11 protein-coding genes and 2 pseudogenes are annotated in these 15,531 nt (G+C 58.3%); 8 read left to right on the top strand and 5 right to left on the bottom strand.

Annotated elements, in window-relative coordinates; genetic code table 11:
* Positions 1 to 97 precede the first annotated feature (97 nt).
* From SOP97_RS15935 to SOP97_RS20465, 3 genes and pseudogenes are all read right to left on the bottom strand, one after another.
* The gene (locus tag SOP97_RS15935; protein ID WP_274086646.1) at positions 98 to 712 is read right to left on the bottom strand and encodes a hypothetical protein; all 615 of its coding nucleotides are present in this window, start codon (positions 710 to 712) and stop codon (positions 98 to 100) included.
* Positions 713 to 719: 7 nt separating this feature from the next.
* Positions 720 to 1,484 (bottom strand): annotated as a pseudogene (locus SOP97_RS20460) (methyl-accepting chemotaxis protein); the annotation flags it as partial.
* Between the two features lie 141 nt (positions 1,485 to 1,625).
* Positions 1,626 to 2,354, bottom strand: a pseudogene (locus SOP97_RS20465) (cache domain-containing protein); the annotation flags it as partial.
* Positions 2,355 to 2,686: 332 nt separating this feature from the next.
* On the opposite strand from SOP97_RS20465, the gene SOP97_RS15945 reads away from it, so the two are divergent.
* On the top strand, positions 2,687 to 3,517 hold the full coding sequence (locus SOP97_RS15945) for an undecaprenyl-diphosphate phosphatase (RefSeq protein ID WP_274086644.1): 831 nt from the start codon (positions 2,687 to 2,689) through the stop codon (positions 3,515 to 3,517).
* A gap of 85 nt (positions 3,518 to 3,602) precedes the next feature.
* Positions 3,603 to 4,568 carry an alpha/beta fold hydrolase gene (locus SOP97_RS15950; RefSeq protein ID WP_274086643.1) on the top strand — a complete coding sequence of 322 codons (966 nt, stop codon included), beginning with the start codon at positions 3,603 to 3,605 and terminating at the stop codon, positions 4,566 to 4,568.
* Positions 4,569 to 4,663: 95 nt separating this feature from the next.
* Here the strand turns inward: SOP97_RS15950 and SOP97_RS15955 are convergent, their stop codons facing one another.
* Both SOP97_RS15955 and SOP97_RS15960 read right to left on the bottom strand, forming a co-directional pair.
* Entirely contained in the window at positions 4,664 to 6,250 is a 1,587-nt protein-coding gene (locus tag SOP97_RS15955; protein ID WP_274086642.1) for an ABC-F family ATPase, read from the bottom strand.
* A gap of 5 nt (positions 6,251 to 6,255) precedes the next feature.
* Entirely contained in the window at positions 6,256 to 6,426 is a 171-nt protein-coding gene (locus tag SOP97_RS15960; RefSeq protein ID WP_322950088.1) for an integrase, read from the bottom strand.
* Positions 6,427 to 6,655: 229 nt separating this feature from the next.
* On the opposite strand from SOP97_RS15960, the gene SOP97_RS15965 reads away from it, so the two are divergent.
* From SOP97_RS15965 to nahK, 6 genes are all read left to right on the top strand, one after another.
* Complete coding sequence (locus SOP97_RS15965; RefSeq protein ID WP_274086641.1) at positions 6,656 to 6,982, top strand: hypothetical protein; 327 nt, start codon at positions 6,656 to 6,658, stop codon at positions 6,980 to 6,982.
* Positions 6,983 to 7,125: 143 nt separating this feature from the next.
* Positions 7,126 to 9,606 carry a pyrroloquinoline quinone biosynthesis protein PqqF gene (pqqF, locus tag SOP97_RS15970; protein ID WP_322950090.1) on the top strand — a complete coding sequence of 827 codons (2,481 nt, stop codon included), beginning with the start codon at positions 7,126 to 7,128 and terminating at the stop codon, positions 9,604 to 9,606.
* A gap of 315 nt (positions 9,607 to 9,921) precedes the next feature.
* Positions 9,922 to 11,109 carry a porin gene (locus SOP97_RS15975; RefSeq protein ID WP_322950092.1) on the top strand — a complete coding sequence of 396 codons (1,188 nt, stop codon included), beginning with the start codon at positions 9,922 to 9,924 and terminating at the stop codon, positions 11,107 to 11,109.
* A gap of 165 nt (positions 11,110 to 11,274) precedes the next feature.
* Positions 11,275 to 11,667 (top strand): hypothetical protein, encoded by a 393-nt coding sequence (locus tag SOP97_RS15980; RefSeq protein WP_322950094.1) that lies wholly within the window; start codon positions 11,275 to 11,277, stop codon positions 11,665 to 11,667.
* 95 nt (positions 11,668 to 11,762) lie between these two features.
* Positions 11,763 to 12,911 carry a nitric oxide-sensing protein NosP gene (nosP, locus tag SOP97_RS15985; RefSeq protein ID WP_322950096.1) on the top strand — a complete coding sequence of 383 codons (1,149 nt, stop codon included), beginning with the start codon at positions 11,763 to 11,765 and terminating at the stop codon, positions 12,909 to 12,911.
* Positions 12,856 to 15,498 (top strand): hybrid sensor histidine kinase/response regulator NahK/ErcS', encoded by a 2,643-nt coding sequence (nahK, locus tag SOP97_RS15990; RefSeq protein ID WP_411912076.1) that lies wholly within the window; start codon positions 12,856 to 12,858, stop codon positions 15,496 to 15,498. Before nosP ends, nahK begins: the two co-directional genes overlap by 56 nt.
* Positions 15,499 to 15,531: the final 33 nt, after the last annotated feature.

Consider the following 15,531-nt stretch of genomic DNA (forward strand, 5'->3'; position numbering starts at 1 on the left):
CAGTAGCGGTTGCTGCTCCGAATTTTTGCGATAAATAACAAAACGGGCCCTCGGTAACGAGGGCCCGTTTTTGTATGGGCTAGACCCGCGGGTTGTATTAGCAGCTGAGGCTGTCGGCCTGGCGATAGAGCATAAGAAGCTTGCGGGTAATAGTCTGCTGAATATCCTCACGCTCAAAGGTCGACAGCCGAGTCAGGCGACTGACTTGTAAGCGGTGCAGGTGGATGTAGGGCATTTGCTGATTAAACTCACGCAAATCGCCTTTGATCATGATCGGCAGGAAGATATCACCGGCTTTTTTCTGGTTGCTGATGATTTGCGCCAAGGCCGGTTTGAATTGCATCGTCTTTGGTGCCGGGCCGCCTTCCTTGATCATGGTCGTCAGCAGCAGCCCTGGCTTTTTCAATACCACGCCGGGCAGCACGCACAGCCCCGTCTTGCGTATCGCCTGGGCTTCAATGCCGTGCAGGGTGTCGTGGAACGCGTACGGGTTGGGCAGTACCACCATCTTGCGGCCTAGGTCGCTGGGGAAGTGCAGGTCGTAGTTGGTATACAGCTGGCGCGTCGACTCCGAGTAAACGCACAGGCGGTTCTCGAACAGCTTGATAAAACGTTCGGCCAGCTCTCGCCGGGCGATGTTGTCCAAGTCCCAGATCAAATCTGGGTTCTGTGGTTTGCTCAGGTCAACTTCCTGGTGCTCCATGCTGCTCATGTCTTCCTTATACCCGGAACTGACTCAGCAGCCGGTTTAGCTGCTCGGCCAACTGGCCCAGGTGTTGCCCTGCATCGCTGGATTGCTGCGCGGCCAATGCATTGTTATGCGCCAGGCTGGCGGCTTGGGTGACGTTCTGGTTGATGTCTTCGACCACATGCGATTGTTGCAGCGTGGCGCTGGCGATGGAAGCGTTCAAGCCGCTGAGGTTACGCAGCCCGCTGGCGATCTGTGTGAGGCTGGCACCTGCCAGGCTGGCCTGCTCGATGGTCAATTGGGAGGCTTTGCTGCTGTCATGGATGACCTTGACCGCCGCTTCCGAGTTGCCTTGCAGGCGTTCGATCATCACCTGGATTTCCGCCGTGGATTTTTGCGTGCGTTGTGCCAGTAGGCGCACCTCGTCGGCCACTACGGCAAAGCCGCGACCTTGCTCGCCGGCACGGGCCGCTTCAATTGCGGCGTTGAGTGCCAGCAGGTTGGTCTGTTCGGCAATCGAGCGAATCACCTCCAATACGCTGCCAATCTGCGTGCTTTCTTGGGCTAACGCCTGAATCACGGCTACGGCTTGGTCAATCGTGCCGGACAGCTCGTTAATTTGCCGCAGGCTGGCTTCAATATTTTGCTGGCCCTGAGTGGCCTGGTCTTCGGCGGCGTGCACTTCGCTGGAGGCGTGCTCGGCATTTTTCGCCACATCCTGCACACCATAGGTCACCTCGTTAATCGCTGTGGCAACCAGTTCCATCTGTTGCGATTGCTGTTCGCTGTGCTGTTGTGACTGGCCAGATATCTGTCCCAGTTCTTTGGCCGCGACATCAAGCTGGCTGGCGGATTCAAGAGACTGTTTGATCACCAGGCGCAGTTTGTCGGTAAAAGCATTGAAGTGACGGGACAGGGCGGTCAGTTCATCGTTACCGTGGGTGTCGAGGTTGCGCGTCAGATCGCCATCGCCACTGGCGATATTGGCCATCGCGCTGACGGCTTGCTGCAGCGGTTGGGTGATACTGCGCACAATCAGCACCACCAGTAAGATCAGCAACACAGCAATCGCCAGCCCAATCGCGATGGTATTGAGCGCCTGGGTTTTAAACTCAGTCTGCACATCATCTACATAGACGCCGGACCCGATGATCCAGCCCCAGGGCTGAAACAGCTGTACGTAGGAGATCTTGGGTACTGGCTCGCTCGCCCCGGGCTTGGGCCAGCGGTAATCAACCTGTCCCGCGCCCTGGCTCTTGCTGATAGCCACCATCTCATTGAATAGCGCTTTGCCATCTGGGTCTTTGAATCCAGAGAGGTTCTGGCCTTCCAGTTTGGGGTTGGTCGGGTGCATGACCATTACCGGTGTCTGGTCATTGATCCAGAAGTATTCCTGGCCGGCATAGCGCAGGCCGCGGATCGTTTCCATTGCCTGTTTCTGCGCGTCATCGCGGGGCAGGCTGCCTGCCGCTTCCAAACTTTGATAATGCTGTAAAATGCCTGCCGCGCTCTGCACCACGTGCTGGGTCTTTTCTGCTTTGGCGGCGTAAAGATCGGTGCGAATCTGCTTGAGCAATAAGGCGCCTTGAATAACCAGCATGGCGATAGCCACCACCAGAATTAGCCATAAACGGCGGTTTATCGGCAGGCTGCGCAGGCTATTCATAGCGTTTTTCTTCCTTTTTGAGATTCGGCATTTGCTCGCTTCTTATAGGTTAAGAGCATTGTTTTTCTACCTTAGACCTTAGGCTAATAGTCGGGTAGTTAAGGTGCAGTATTTGCTAATGCCTAAAGCTTTACGTGGCCGTAAAGCATCCGAGTGCGGTGCGTGTGTGGGTTCTCTGTTAGGATTTTCGCCGCTACTGGTTAAGTATGTGATTTGCCTGTTTTTTCTGTTCGCCCGGAACCCTATTTAAGGCGGGCAGTCCGACAGCCCTTGCGTATACATCGTCATAATTTGTTGTTCGTGCTGAATAAGGCACGCTTTTAGGAGTGGGGATGGATCTTTGGGTTGCTGTTCAGGCACTGATTCTGGGCATCGTGGAAGGCATTACCGAGTTTTTGCCAATTTCCAGTACTGGGCACCAGATCATCGTGGCCGACCTGATCGGCTTTGGCGGTGAGCGGGCGATGGCCTTCAATATCATTATTCAGCTTGGGGCGATTCTCGCGGTGGTGTGGGAGTACCGCCGCAAAATTATTGGCATTGTTGTTGGGTTGCCGAAAGAGCCTCAAGCACAACGCTTTACTGCCAACCTGCTGATCGCCTTTCTGCCGGCCGTGGCGCTGGGTGTGCTGTTTGCTGATCTTATCCATCATTACTTATTCAACCCCATCACTGTGGCCCTAGCACTGGCGGTGGGCGGGGTGATCATGCTGTGGGCTGAGCGGCGTACCCATTTGGTGCACGCCGAAAGCGTAGATGAGATGACCTGGAAAGATGCGTTGAAAATTGGCTTTGCCCAATGCCTGGCGATGATTCCAGGGACTTCACGCTCTGGCGCGACCATTATTGGCGGCCTGTTGTTCGGTCTTTCGCGCAAAGCGGCCACCGAATTCTCGTTCTTTCTGGCTATGCCGACGATGGTGGGCGCCGCTGTTTACTCCGGCTACAAGTACCGCGACATGTTTCAGGCCAGCGACTTTCCGGTATTTGCCATTGGCTTTGTCACCTCGTTTATCTTCGCCATGATTGCGGTGCGGGCGCTGCTCAAGTTTATCGGTAACCACAGCTACGCAGCCTTCGCCTGGTATCGCATTGGCTTTGGTTTGTTGATTTTGGCGACCTGGCAGTTGCAGTGGATTGACTGGAGTACTGCGCAAGGCTGATTGCTGCAGGCGTATTCGGCGGGTGAATAAGGGCGCATCTTCGGATGCGCCTTTGTCATAGTGGCCGCAGATAACGGAGACGCATATGGATCAGCTTGAGCACCACATACTTCAGGTCAACGGGATCGACCTGAGCCTTTACAGTGCCGGCCCTAAAATAGGTCGATGGGTCTGGCTGCTGCACGGTTTTCCTGAGTGCTGGCATTCTTGGCGACAGCAGATTGCGCCTTTGGCAGCGGCGGGTTATCGCGTCCTCATCCCGGAAATGCGCGGCTATGGCCAGAGCAGTGCGCCGCGCGATCCTGCCGCCTATGACGTGATGACCATTTGCGCTGACATCCAGGCCACCATGGACCAGCTCGGTCAGCAGCAGGTGTGTGTGGTGGGGCACGACTGGGGCGCGCCTATTGCCTGGCACTTGGCTTTGCTTGAGCCCGATCGGGTTAAGGCGGTGGTTGGGATGGCAGTGCCGTTTGGCGGTCGGCCGAAGCAGCCGGCCATCGACATTATGCGCCAGCTGTATGCCGAGCGCTTTCATTACATCCTGCACTTCCAAGAGCCTGGCATCGCCGAGGCGGAAATGGATGCCGACATACCGCGCACCCTGCGCATGATGATGTACAACACCTCTGCCGCCGCGCCTAAGGATCACTTCCTGCAGGAAAAGCCCGCAGGGGCAGGGCTGTTTGATGGCATGCATGATCCCGCCACCTTGCCTGCTTGGTGCGACAACGCGGCATTCGAGCACTACCTGAGTGCTTTTGAGGGGCGCGGCTTTTACGGCGCGCTCAATTGGTACCGCAACTTCGAGCGTAACTGGCAGCGTACCGAGGCCCTGGCTGATCGGCAGATCGAACAACCGGCGCTGTTTTTGCTCGGGGATAAGGATCCAGTCGGCACACTCGAAGCCTACACGCTGAAGCAGATGCCCAAGCGCATCACTCAGCTTGAACAGCATGTGCTGAAAGATTGCGGCCACTGGATCCAGAACGAGCAGGCTGAGCAGGTGAATAAGCTGCTCGTGGACTTTCTTCGTCGCCACTACGCTTAAGTCAGGCGTACGCAAAAAAGCCCCGCTCACAGGTTCTGCGAACGGGGCTTTTTCTTCGCCGTTTAGCCGGCGTCTGGCAAGGTGTTCGCCAACTCTTAGACGATCACGCCCTGGCTGCGCAGGTAGTCGTCGTAAGTGCCGCTGAAGTCCGTGATGCCATTGGCCGACAGCTCGATGATGCGCGTGGCCAGGGAACCGACGAACTCACGGTCGTGGCTGACGAAGATCAGCGTGCCGGGGTAATTTTCCAGCGCCAGGTTGAGTGCTTCGATGGATTCCATGTCCAGGTGGTTGGTTGGTTCGTCCATCACCAGCACGTTAGGCTTTTGCAGGATCAGCTTACCGAACAACATGCGACCTTGCTCACCGCCTGAGATGACTTTTACCGACTTGAGGATGTCATCGTTGCTGAACAGCATGCGCCCAAGGGTGCCGCGGATCATCTGCTCGCCGGTGGTCCACTGGCCCATCCAATCGAACAGGGTGTCGTCGCGTTCGAAGTCGTGGGCGTGATCCTGGGCGTAGTAGCCCAGCTCCGCGCTATCGGTCCATTTCACGCTACCGGCATCCGGGGTCAGTTCGCCGACTAGGGTGCGCAGCAGGGTGGTTTTACCGATACCGTTCGGGCCGATAATCGCCACGCGCTCGCCGGCTTCAACCTGGAAGCTGAAGTTCTTGAACAGCGCTTTGCCGTCAAAGCCCTTGGCCATTTTGTCGATGATCACTGCCTGGCGATGCAGCTTCTTGTTCTGCTCGAAACGAATGAACGGGCTGACGCGGCTGGACGGCTTGACCTCGGCCAGCTGGATCTTGTCGATCTGCTTGGCGCGCGACGATGCCTGCTTGGATTTCGAGGCGTTGGCCGAGAAGCGGCTAACAAAGCTTTGCAGCTCGTTGATTTGCGCCTTCTTCTTGGCGTTGTCCGACAGCAACTGCTCGCGAGACAGGGTCGCAGCGGTCATGTACTCATCGTAGTTGCCCGGGAACAGGCGCAGCTCGCCGTAATCCAGGTCAGCCATGTGGGTGCACACGCTGTTGAGGAAGTGACGGTCGTGAGAAATGATGATCATGGTGCTGTTACGCTGGGTGAGGATGTTTTCCAGCCAGCGGATGGTGTTGATGTCCAGGTGGTTGGTTGGCTCATCGAGCAGCAACACTTCTGGATCGGAGAACAGTGCCTGCGCCAGCAATACGCGCAGTTTCCAGCCCGGCGCGACTTCGCTCATCGGGCCAAAATGCTGCTCCAACGGAATACCCAGGCCGAGCAGCAACTCGCCAGCGCGGGACTCGGCGGTGTAGCCGTCCATTTCGGCGAACTCACCTTCGAGCTCGCCGACCTTCATTCCGTCTTCTTCGCTCATTTCCGCCAGCGAATAGATGCGATCGCGCTCGGCTTTGACCGCCCACAGCTCTTCGTGACCCATGATCACGGTGTCGATCACCGTAAATTCTTCGTAGGCAAACTGGTCCTGGCGCAGCTTACCCAGGCGAACATTCGGCTCCAGCATCACCTGGCCACTGGATGGCTCCAGATCATCACCGAGAATTTTCATAAAGGTCGACTTGCCACAGCCGTTGGCCCCGATCAGGCCATAGCGATTGCCACCGCCAAATTTGACGGACACGTTCTCGAAAAGTGGCTTGGCGCCGAATTGCATGGTGATGTTAGCGGTGGAGATCAAAAGTCTTACCTATCAATGACTTGCGGCTTGCTGAATGGTGTTGATAGCGATTGGATACCAATATTCAGCTGTTCCAGTTTGCTCCAGATGGAGCTTGAGTTGATCCAGCGGGCGCACATCGACACCAACATCAGAGCGTTACGGCCCAATGGCTGAGTGATCAATGCGGGGTTCATACCGGATATTCCGCGTATTGTCGCATAGGTATGACGGCAGTTATATGGCAGCGCTTTGCGCGGGCTCGCCGAAATACCACGCGCTTACAGCGCGAGCCTAGGTCTTAGCCCCTGCCGCTCAGGCGGACAAACCAACTGTCCGACAAGCTGACTTTGTTTAGGTGAGGCCCTTTGTCCTGCAGCCGAACCGTGTAGAATCCGCGCCCCCAAAAATGCAGGAGACAACACGTTGGCAATTCATTACTCCACGCTTCAGGACAATGTTGCATGCGGGCGAACAGGATTGAGCCTAAAAAGTACTCAGGATGTTACTCAGGTTTCATGCAAGCTTTGCCTGCGCACCGTTGAAAAGGGCGCCGCAGAGCCAGTACGTAAAACACCCACCCTCGCCGAACTGCGCGCGGCGGCCAAAGCCGCGAAAGCTGCCCAGTTAGCGGCTGAAACAGCGAAGCCGAAATCCACCTTGAGCCCTCGCGCTGCTTGGTTGCAACGGCTGCAACAACTGCCGGGTACAAACCGCATGCCGCGCGGCGTCGCTAAACAGGCATTTATCTAAGCGCGGCGACTCTAAATAGAAGCGCTAGAACTGCCGCAGCGGGCGATGCAGGGGTAGGCTCTGACTACATCTAAAGAACAATTGTGCTGCGCTGTCAGGCAGTCGATCCTCGTTCTTTCATGTTTGCTACGGCTTTGTCCGTCATGCTCAATCTGCCTGCTTGCACCTCTGACCAGCGCATGGAACCGGTGAGCCGCCATCTGGATAACGGCTTGCCGGTCATGCTGCTCAGCCAGCCTTGGTTAAGCCATGCAGCGTTGTGTCTGCGGGTCAATGCCGGCAGTCATGACGAGCCACTGGCTTATCCCGGATTAGCTCACTTTCTCGAGCACTTGCTGTTTCTTGGCGGTGAAGGATTCACCGCTGAGCAGCGCTTGATGCCGTTTGTGCAAGCCTGTGGCGGGCACGTGAATGCGACCACGCAGGCGCGTTACAGCGAATATTTCTGTGAAGTACCTGCGGCGTCTCTGGACGGCGCGCTGGCACGGCTGCTGGATATGGTTGCCCAGCCGATTTTGGCGGAGGTTGACCAGGTCCGCGAGCGTGAAGTGGTGCATGCGGAATTTATGGCCCGTGGTCAGGATGCCGATACCTTGCTCAGTGCCGCGTTGGGGCAGGTGTTGGCGGATGGGCATCGAAGTGCGGTGTTTCAAGCGGGTAATCGCGACAGCCTGCCGGTGGCCGAGGTGGCCTTCCAGCAGGCGTTGCGGGCTTTTCATCGGGCGTTCTATCACGCCGGTAATTGCCAACTGAGTATCGTTGCGCCGCAGCCGATTGAGCAGCTTTACGCCTTGGCGCAACGTCATGGGCGGGTTGTGGCCGATGCGATGGCGACGCCACGTGTGTTGCCGCTGCCGATGTTGCCATGGCGTACTGAGCATTTGCGCCTGAACCTGCCTGGTGCAATGGACAGCCTGTATCTTGGCTTTGCCTTGGATTTACCTGAGGCCTCAGCAGTTGAAACCTTGGCTTGGCTGCAAAGCTGGTTATTGGATGAAAGCTCTGGGGGGCTGGTTGCGGGCTTGCGCGAGCGTGGTTTGGCACAGGGCCTGCAAGTACAGGTGCCTTACTGCCATGGCGGTCAGGCTTTACTGCTGGTGAGTGTGTGTGGCGCGGCATCAGCGCCTGACTGCCTTGCCTTGCTGTTGGACTGGCTGGCTTTTGTTAATACACATGCTGACCCTGCGCGTTGCCTCGAAAGTTATCTGCAGATTCAGTCGCATCGCCTGCATGGCATGACGCCACTGGCCTTGGCGCGTTACTGGCAAGAGTCGTCGCACGCTGACACTGAAACGCTGAGCATACTCTTGCAGCAACTGCAGGAGCCGCTGCGCCGCTGCACAGTGACGGCGGATAACGACGTATTGCCTGGCTGGCCCGGTGCGGGTTTTCCCTTGCGTATGGCGTGTGCTCCCGCATTGTCATTACCAGCCCTGCGTGGTTACTGGCAGTTGCCTGGGCTCAACCCCTTATTGCTACCGGCGCAGCAGCTGGGCGCGGTGCTGAAGGTTTCAGCTGGTTTCGCCTGGCTACCCGCGCCCAAGGCCGTTACTGGCCAGCCTGTTCCTATGGCCGTATGGCACGCTCGCTGCTGCTTTACCGAGCCACTTGAGGCTGAGCTGTTGCTTGGGCTGGCGCAGGTTAGCTTGCGTGAGGTTCGCCAACACCTGGCTCAGCTTGGCATTAACCTGACTCTGGATGCCGAGGCCGCTAGTTTGAGTGTGTGTTTGCAGGGCAGTGCCAGCCTGTTGCCACGTGCGATAGCACTGCTCATGCCGGCACTGCTGCACGCCGATGCTGCACACTGGCGCTCAGCGGTTGAAAGTGCCGCGCTTGAGCGCCAGGCCATGCCAATCCGTCAGCTCTTGGCGAATTGCAGCGAATTATTCCGTCGGCAGCCTATTGATAACGTCCGGCTTGATCTGGCAACGCTGCAGCAGCGCTATCGTCAGGTACACGTCGAAGCGCTTGGTGTGGGGCTGGATGCGTGCGAGCAACAGCAGGTTGAAGCGCTGTTTAGCGCAGCGCACCCATTGCCGGTGTCAGCCGGTTTGCCCTTAGTTGCCTCTGGGCAGCATTGGCGGACCTTGGCGGCAGAGGGCGAGTCGGCGCTGTTGCTGTTTTGCCCGCAGCCCGATGACTCGGCGTTGACCGAGGCTTGCTGGCGCGTGCTTGGGCATCTGCATCAGGGCGCGTTCTATCAGCGCCTGCGCAGTGAGCTGCAGCTGGGGTATGCGGTGTTTTGCAGCTACCGGCAGATCCAGGGCCGGCGTGGGTTGCTGTTTGGCGTGCAGTCACCGAGCTGCAATGGCGCGGCGATTGTTGAGCATATTCAGGCATTTTTGCAGGCGCGTAACACTTGCCTGCTTGAGCTGAATCACCCTGCATTGGCCTGCGCCACTGATGCCCTGAGTCGTCAGTGGCAAGTGCAATCGCACAGCTGCGAAGGGCTGGCTGAGCACGCCTGGCAGGCGCATCTGGCGGGCTTGTCCGCAGAGCATGGCGACACTGTGCAATTGGCGCTGCAGCAGCTAGATCCGGACGCCGTACTGCAAGCGCAGCAGGCGCTGAGTCATGCCGTTGGTGGCTGGTATGTGCTGAGTAACCAAGCACCGTCCCGCTAAATCTGCCGCAAACCCACACCCAGTAATGCCCAGGCGCCGTTGCGCGCCACATCCTGAACCTATGGATTTTTATGCGCTATTTAAGGCGGGCGTTGTGCTGCCGGTAAATTAGTCCCTCTACGACCTTGGGTGGTCATCCTTGTGGCTTGGCTCGATTGGCCTGTTAGTCCTACATCGTTTCGCTGCACACCCTAGGCCGCTCCAAAGCAGCAAGCAAACAGCGCTATTGCAGCGTATGGCGGCTGTCTGGGCTTTTCGATAATCGCCTCCGACCTGACTGACCATTGCCGGTCGTCCCTTCCAGCGGAGAGTGTTATGAACAACAAGAAGATCGCCAGCACCCGATTCCTGCCCCTGACCTTGGCTGCCGCCGTTGCCTTGGTCACCGCTCAACAGGCTGCCGCCGAAATTGTCCTGTATGACCAGGACGACACCACCTTTTCCACTGATGGCTACATCAATGCCTTTTATGTGACCAGCGATGTTGACCGCGAGGGCGAGCAATTCGACCGCCGTCAATCGCGGGTGAAAATGGGCTTTTTGCCGAACTGGATCGGTTTTAACTTCGGCAAACAGATCGATGGCCTGCAGCTCGGCGGACGTTCGTCGTTCTGGGTCACCATTAACGACAGTGAAACCAACGGCACCGATACCGCCATCGATGTGCGTCAGTTCTACGGCACTGTGGCCTCGCCAGAGTGGGGTGAAGTGCTGGTCGGTAAGGACTTCGGGCTGTTCTCGCGCTCGAACATCTTCCTCGATGAGTTGCTGGCCGGCTACGGCAACGTCAGCGATACCCTGGGCCTGGTCGATGGCACGGGCGTCTCGTTCGGCAATATCGGCACCGGCTACCCGTACCCGTTCCCGACCTCGCAGATCACTTACCGCAACAACAACCTGGCAGAAGGCCTGCGCGTGGCGGTGGGCATCATGGACCCAGTGGACACCAACGATGACAGCGCCGTGGGCAAGTCCTACCAGGAAGAGCCGCGCTTCGAGTCCGAGGTCAGCTACCAGTTCGATGTGGGCGACGCGACCATCTACTCCTGGCTCAACGGCGCCTACCAAACCTCCGATAACACCGACAAGGCCGTCGACAGCGTAACCTCGCAAGGCCTGGGTTACGGCGTGCAGGCGAAGATGGCCGGCTTCTCGGTCACCGCGTCGGGCTTCCAGGCTGAAGGGATCAACCCGTTCTTCACCAACAACGCCGGTGAAGCCACGCTGCGCGAGATCGACAGCGAAGGCTACCTGCTCCAGGGCTCCTACACCTTCGGCAAAAACCGCGTGGCGCTGTCCTATGGCAAAACCGAGGATGACGGCAACGGCCTGCTGGGTACGGCCGCCGACTACGAGACTCGCGGCATTGCCTACTTCCGCACCATCAACGACAACCTCAAGCTGGTGGCCGAGTACAACCAGTACGAGATCGATGCCGCCGAGGGCAGCGGTCTGGGTGAGGACACCAACACCTTCGCGGTGGGTGCCGTTCTCAGCTGGTAAGCAGGCCGTTCAGGCCGGGCAGAAGTTGCCCGGCTTTAGCTGGAGGTTGCCATGCACCTGGATGTACTGCTGATTCTGCTGCCCTGCAGTGGCGTATTACTGGCGCTGCCCATTGTGTTAATGCGCTGTCTGTAATTCCCCAAAGTTACTTTCAAGGACGACCCGATGCTTGGTTTATGGAGTGCTTACGCCTCGCAGTACCTGTTGATTCTGGCGCTGGCGACCACCCTGGTGTTTGCCTTGCCGATTTTCTGTATCCCGCTGATTTGGGCCCGCTTGATGGGCTGGAAGATTCCGACCCATACCGATCTGGCCGTTTACTTCGGCCGCTGTCTGGGTGCCTTTATTCTGATTCTCGAAGCCATGATGCTGCGCGCCGCGCTGACCGGCGAGGCCATTGATATGGTCTTCGAGATGCTCGCGGCAGTCGCCGTGATGATGGTCATCGTCCATGTCTATGGCGCCCTGCGGCGTATTCAGCCGCTCAGCGAAACCCTGGAGATCGGCTTCTATAGCGCCATGCTGGTGCTGACGCTGCTGTTCTGGCCCGCTACTTAGGGATTAGTCCTGCGCTACTCAAGTGGCATGGGGCGGCGCTGGCTAGCTTCGTAGAATGTCCCCATGAATTAAAGTGTTTTGCATTAGGGGCCGCTATGCCGCATACGCTTACTGAAGGTGTGGTGACCGCCACCTCTAACGCCACGGATGTCGAGCTGGTGGCCCAGGAATTAGCCCGCCAGTTGATTCATCCGCATCTGGGCTTCGTGCTGTTTTTCTGCTCGGCCGAATATGACCTGCATAGGCTTGGTGAGTCACTGGATCAGTACTTTGGCGGGATCAAACTGGTGGGCTGTACCAGTGCCGGTGAGATCACCGCCGAGGGCTATGACCGTGGTTGCGTCAGTGCCATCGGTTTTGATCACCGCAGTTTCTCGATTGCCAGCGCGCTGATCGACGAAATGGAGCGCTTCAGCCTGATTGATGCGCAGCAACTGGTCGAGCGCCTGGTCAGTGATTGCCGCAACAACGAGCTGGCCAGCATCAAGGGGCACAGCTTTGCCCTGACCCTGCTTGACGGTTTGTCCAGCCGTGAGGAAGTGGTGCTGGGGGCACTCAGTGCGGCGTTAGGCAGCATTCCGCATTTTGGCGGCTCGGCCGGTGACGACAACCACCTGACCCACACCCACGTTTACTACAACGGTGAATTCCACACCGGCGCGGCGGTGGTGGTGCTGTTCAATACCTGGCTGGATTTCGAGGTGTTCAGTACCCACCACATTTTGCCGCGCACCGAGAAATTGGTGGTGACCCGCGCCGACAGCACCAGTCGCACTGTTTATGAGCTCAATGCCGCCCCGGCAGCGCAGGAGTATGCGCAGTTGATTGGCGTGCCGCTGAGTGAGCTGAATCACCGCCTGTTTGCCGCCCATCCACTGGCCGTGCGCATCGGTGGGCAGTACTACGTGCGCTCGATTCAGCGGGTCAATGATGACCTCAGTTTGACCTTCTACTGCGCGGTGGAGAACGGCATCGTGCTGACTGCCATGCAGCCAGGGCCGCTGCTGCCAGACCTGCAGAGCGTGTTTGACGGGTTGCGCGAGCGCCTCGGGCCGTTACTGCTGACCATTGGCTGTGACTGTTTTTTACGTCGTATGGAAATCGAAGGGCGCGATGGTGTTGACGCTATTTCGGCTTTTTTGCGCAGCCAGAAGGTGATTGGGTTCAACACCTACGGAGAGCAGTTCAATGGCATGCATATCAACCAGACCTTCACCGGAGTTGCCATTGGTCGCCCCACTTAAGGCTGATACAGCTGAGCTGCAGGCACGCTGCAGTGAGCTGGAGCGGCAGAACGATAAGCTGCGGCAGATCAACAGCGCGTTGATTGAGCGGGTCGAGTCGGCCCATTCTCGCGGTGACGACGCCTATGCGGCGTTCCAGCATTCGGTGGTGCTGGCCGAGCAGGTGCGTGAGCGCACCGATGCGCTGAACCAGGCCATGGCCGAACTGAAATCCAGTAACCAGTTGCTCAGCGATGCACGCCTGCGGGCGGAAACCGCACACCATCACCTGATTGATGCGATCGAGAGCATTTCCGATGCCTTTGTCTTGTTCGACCGTGAGCAGCGCATTGTGCTGTTCAACAGCCGCTTCAAATCATTCTGGGCCGGCAGCCGGGCACGTATCTCCGCTGGCACACGTCTGGCGGAGATCAAACGCTTAAGCAAAAGCACGGGTCTGGTGGTCGAGGAGCAGCGCAGCAACCGCGATGACAACATGCTCTACCGGCTGCAGGACGGACGCTGGGTGCAGGTCAGCGAACGGCCGACCCGCGAAGGCGGGCTGGTGATCCTTTACACCGATATCACTGAGGTCAAACTCAACGAAACCATGCGCCGCGAACAGGCTCTGGCGCAAAAGTCGCGGCTGTTGCAGCGGGCCATGGACAACCTGTCTCAGGGCATGGCGATGGTCAACGCCGAGGGCCAGTTGGAGTTGTGGAACCACCGTTTTCTCGACCTCTGTGGCCTGGCGCCGATCAATGCCCATCGGCCGTTTGCCGAGGTCATGGCCGACAGTGAGCTGGCGCTGCTGACGCCCGCCAGTCGCGACGCCAACGGCAAGCAGATCGAGGAAATGGAGCTGTGCCTGTTTGATGGGCGCATGCTCGAAGTGCGTACCCATCCGCTGCCCACCGGCGGCTTCGTCAATACCTTCACCGACATCACCGAGCGCCACCGCCACGCCAAGGCGCTAAGCGAGAGCGAGCGCTGGATTCGCCTGATCACCGACCACGTGCCGGCGCTGATTGCCTACCTCACGGCGGACCTGACCTATCAGTTCACCAACAAAGTGTACGAGGAATGGTACTGCTGGCCGCGTGGCGCAATGCTCGGGCAGAGCCTGCGTGTGGTGCATCCTGAGGAGCACTGCCGACGCCTGGAACCGTTTATTGAGCGTGCGCTGTCTGGCGAGAGCGTGACCTTCGAGTTTGCCGAAACTAACCACAACGGCCAGGAGCGTTACATGCTGCGCTCCTATGTGCCCAATCGGTTGGCCTGCGGCGAGGTGGTGGGGATCTTTGTGCTGATCCGCGACATCACTGAGCGTCGGCGTACCGCCGAAGCGCTGCATCAGGCCTACCAACACTTGGAGCAACGGGTGCGTGAGCGCACCGCTGAGCTGACTGACCTGAACAACCAGCTGCGCCGCGAGATTGATGAACGTACGCAGATGGAAGCGCGCCTGCGTGAAGCCAAAGGCGAGGCGGAGCAGGCCAACCTGTCGAAAACCAAGTTCCTCGCCGCCGTTAGTCATGATTTGCTGCAACCACTCAACGCGGCGCGGCTGTTCACCAGCGCGCTGATGGAGAAACGTGAGCTGGTGGAGAGCGCCAGCCTGGTGCGCAATGTCAGCAACTCGCTGGAGGATGTGGAAAGCCTGCTGGGTACCCTGGTCGACATTTCCAAACTGGATGCAGGGGTGATCAAAGCCGACATTGCGCCTTTTGCGGTCAGCGAGTTGTTGGAGAATCTGGCCGCCGAATATCACCAGATCGCCGGCAGTGAAGGCCTGCAACTGGACTTTGTGCCCAGCTCGGCGGTGGTGCACAGCGACATTCAGCTGCTGGCGCGGATTCTGCGCAACCTGCTCAGCAATGCCATCCGTTACACCAGCAGTGGGCGTATTTTGCTGGGTTGCCGGCGGCGTCGGCAAAGCGTGTCGATTGAAGTGTGGGACACCGGCATGGGCATCGCCGAAGACAAACTGGAGGAGATCTTCCAGGAGTTCAAACGCGGCGACGTGGCGCATTTGAAGCAGGACCGCGGGCTTGGCCTCGGGCTGGCCATCGTCGATAAGATTGCCCGTATCCTGGGCCACCGTATCCGTGTGGCGTCATGTCAGGGCAAGGGCTCAGTGTTTGCCATTGAGGTGCCGCTGAGCACACGTGCGCCGCGCGCGCGCGCGGTGCATGACACCCCAGACCTGCTGCTGGAGCGCCTCAGCGGATCACGAATCTGGGTGCTGGATAACGATGCGGCAATCTGCGCCGGCATGCGCACCTTGCTGGAAGCCTGGGGCTGTCAGGTGGTGACCGCTTTATCTGAAGAGGACTTGGCGCGTCAGGTGGATAATTACCATGCTGATGCCGACCTGCTGATCGCCGACTATCACCTTGATGATGACCATAACGGGGTGGATGCCGTGGCCCAAATCAATGCCCGGCGCAGCTCACCCTTGCCGGCACTGATGATCACCGCCAACTACAGCAACGAGCTCAAGCAGCAGATGCGTGAGTTGGGTCATACCCTGATGCACAAACCGGTGCGACCGATGAAGCTGAAAACCGCTATCAGCCATCTACTGGACCGCAGCGTAGCGGGTTAGCCACACCTTTAGCGCGCCGGCTTCTTTACCGGG

The organism is Pseudomonas spirodelae (genome assembly GCF_034653255.1).
GTDB classification, from domain to species: domain Bacteria; phylum Pseudomonadota; class Gammaproteobacteria; order Pseudomonadales; family Pseudomonadaceae; genus Aquipseudomonas; species Aquipseudomonas spirodelae.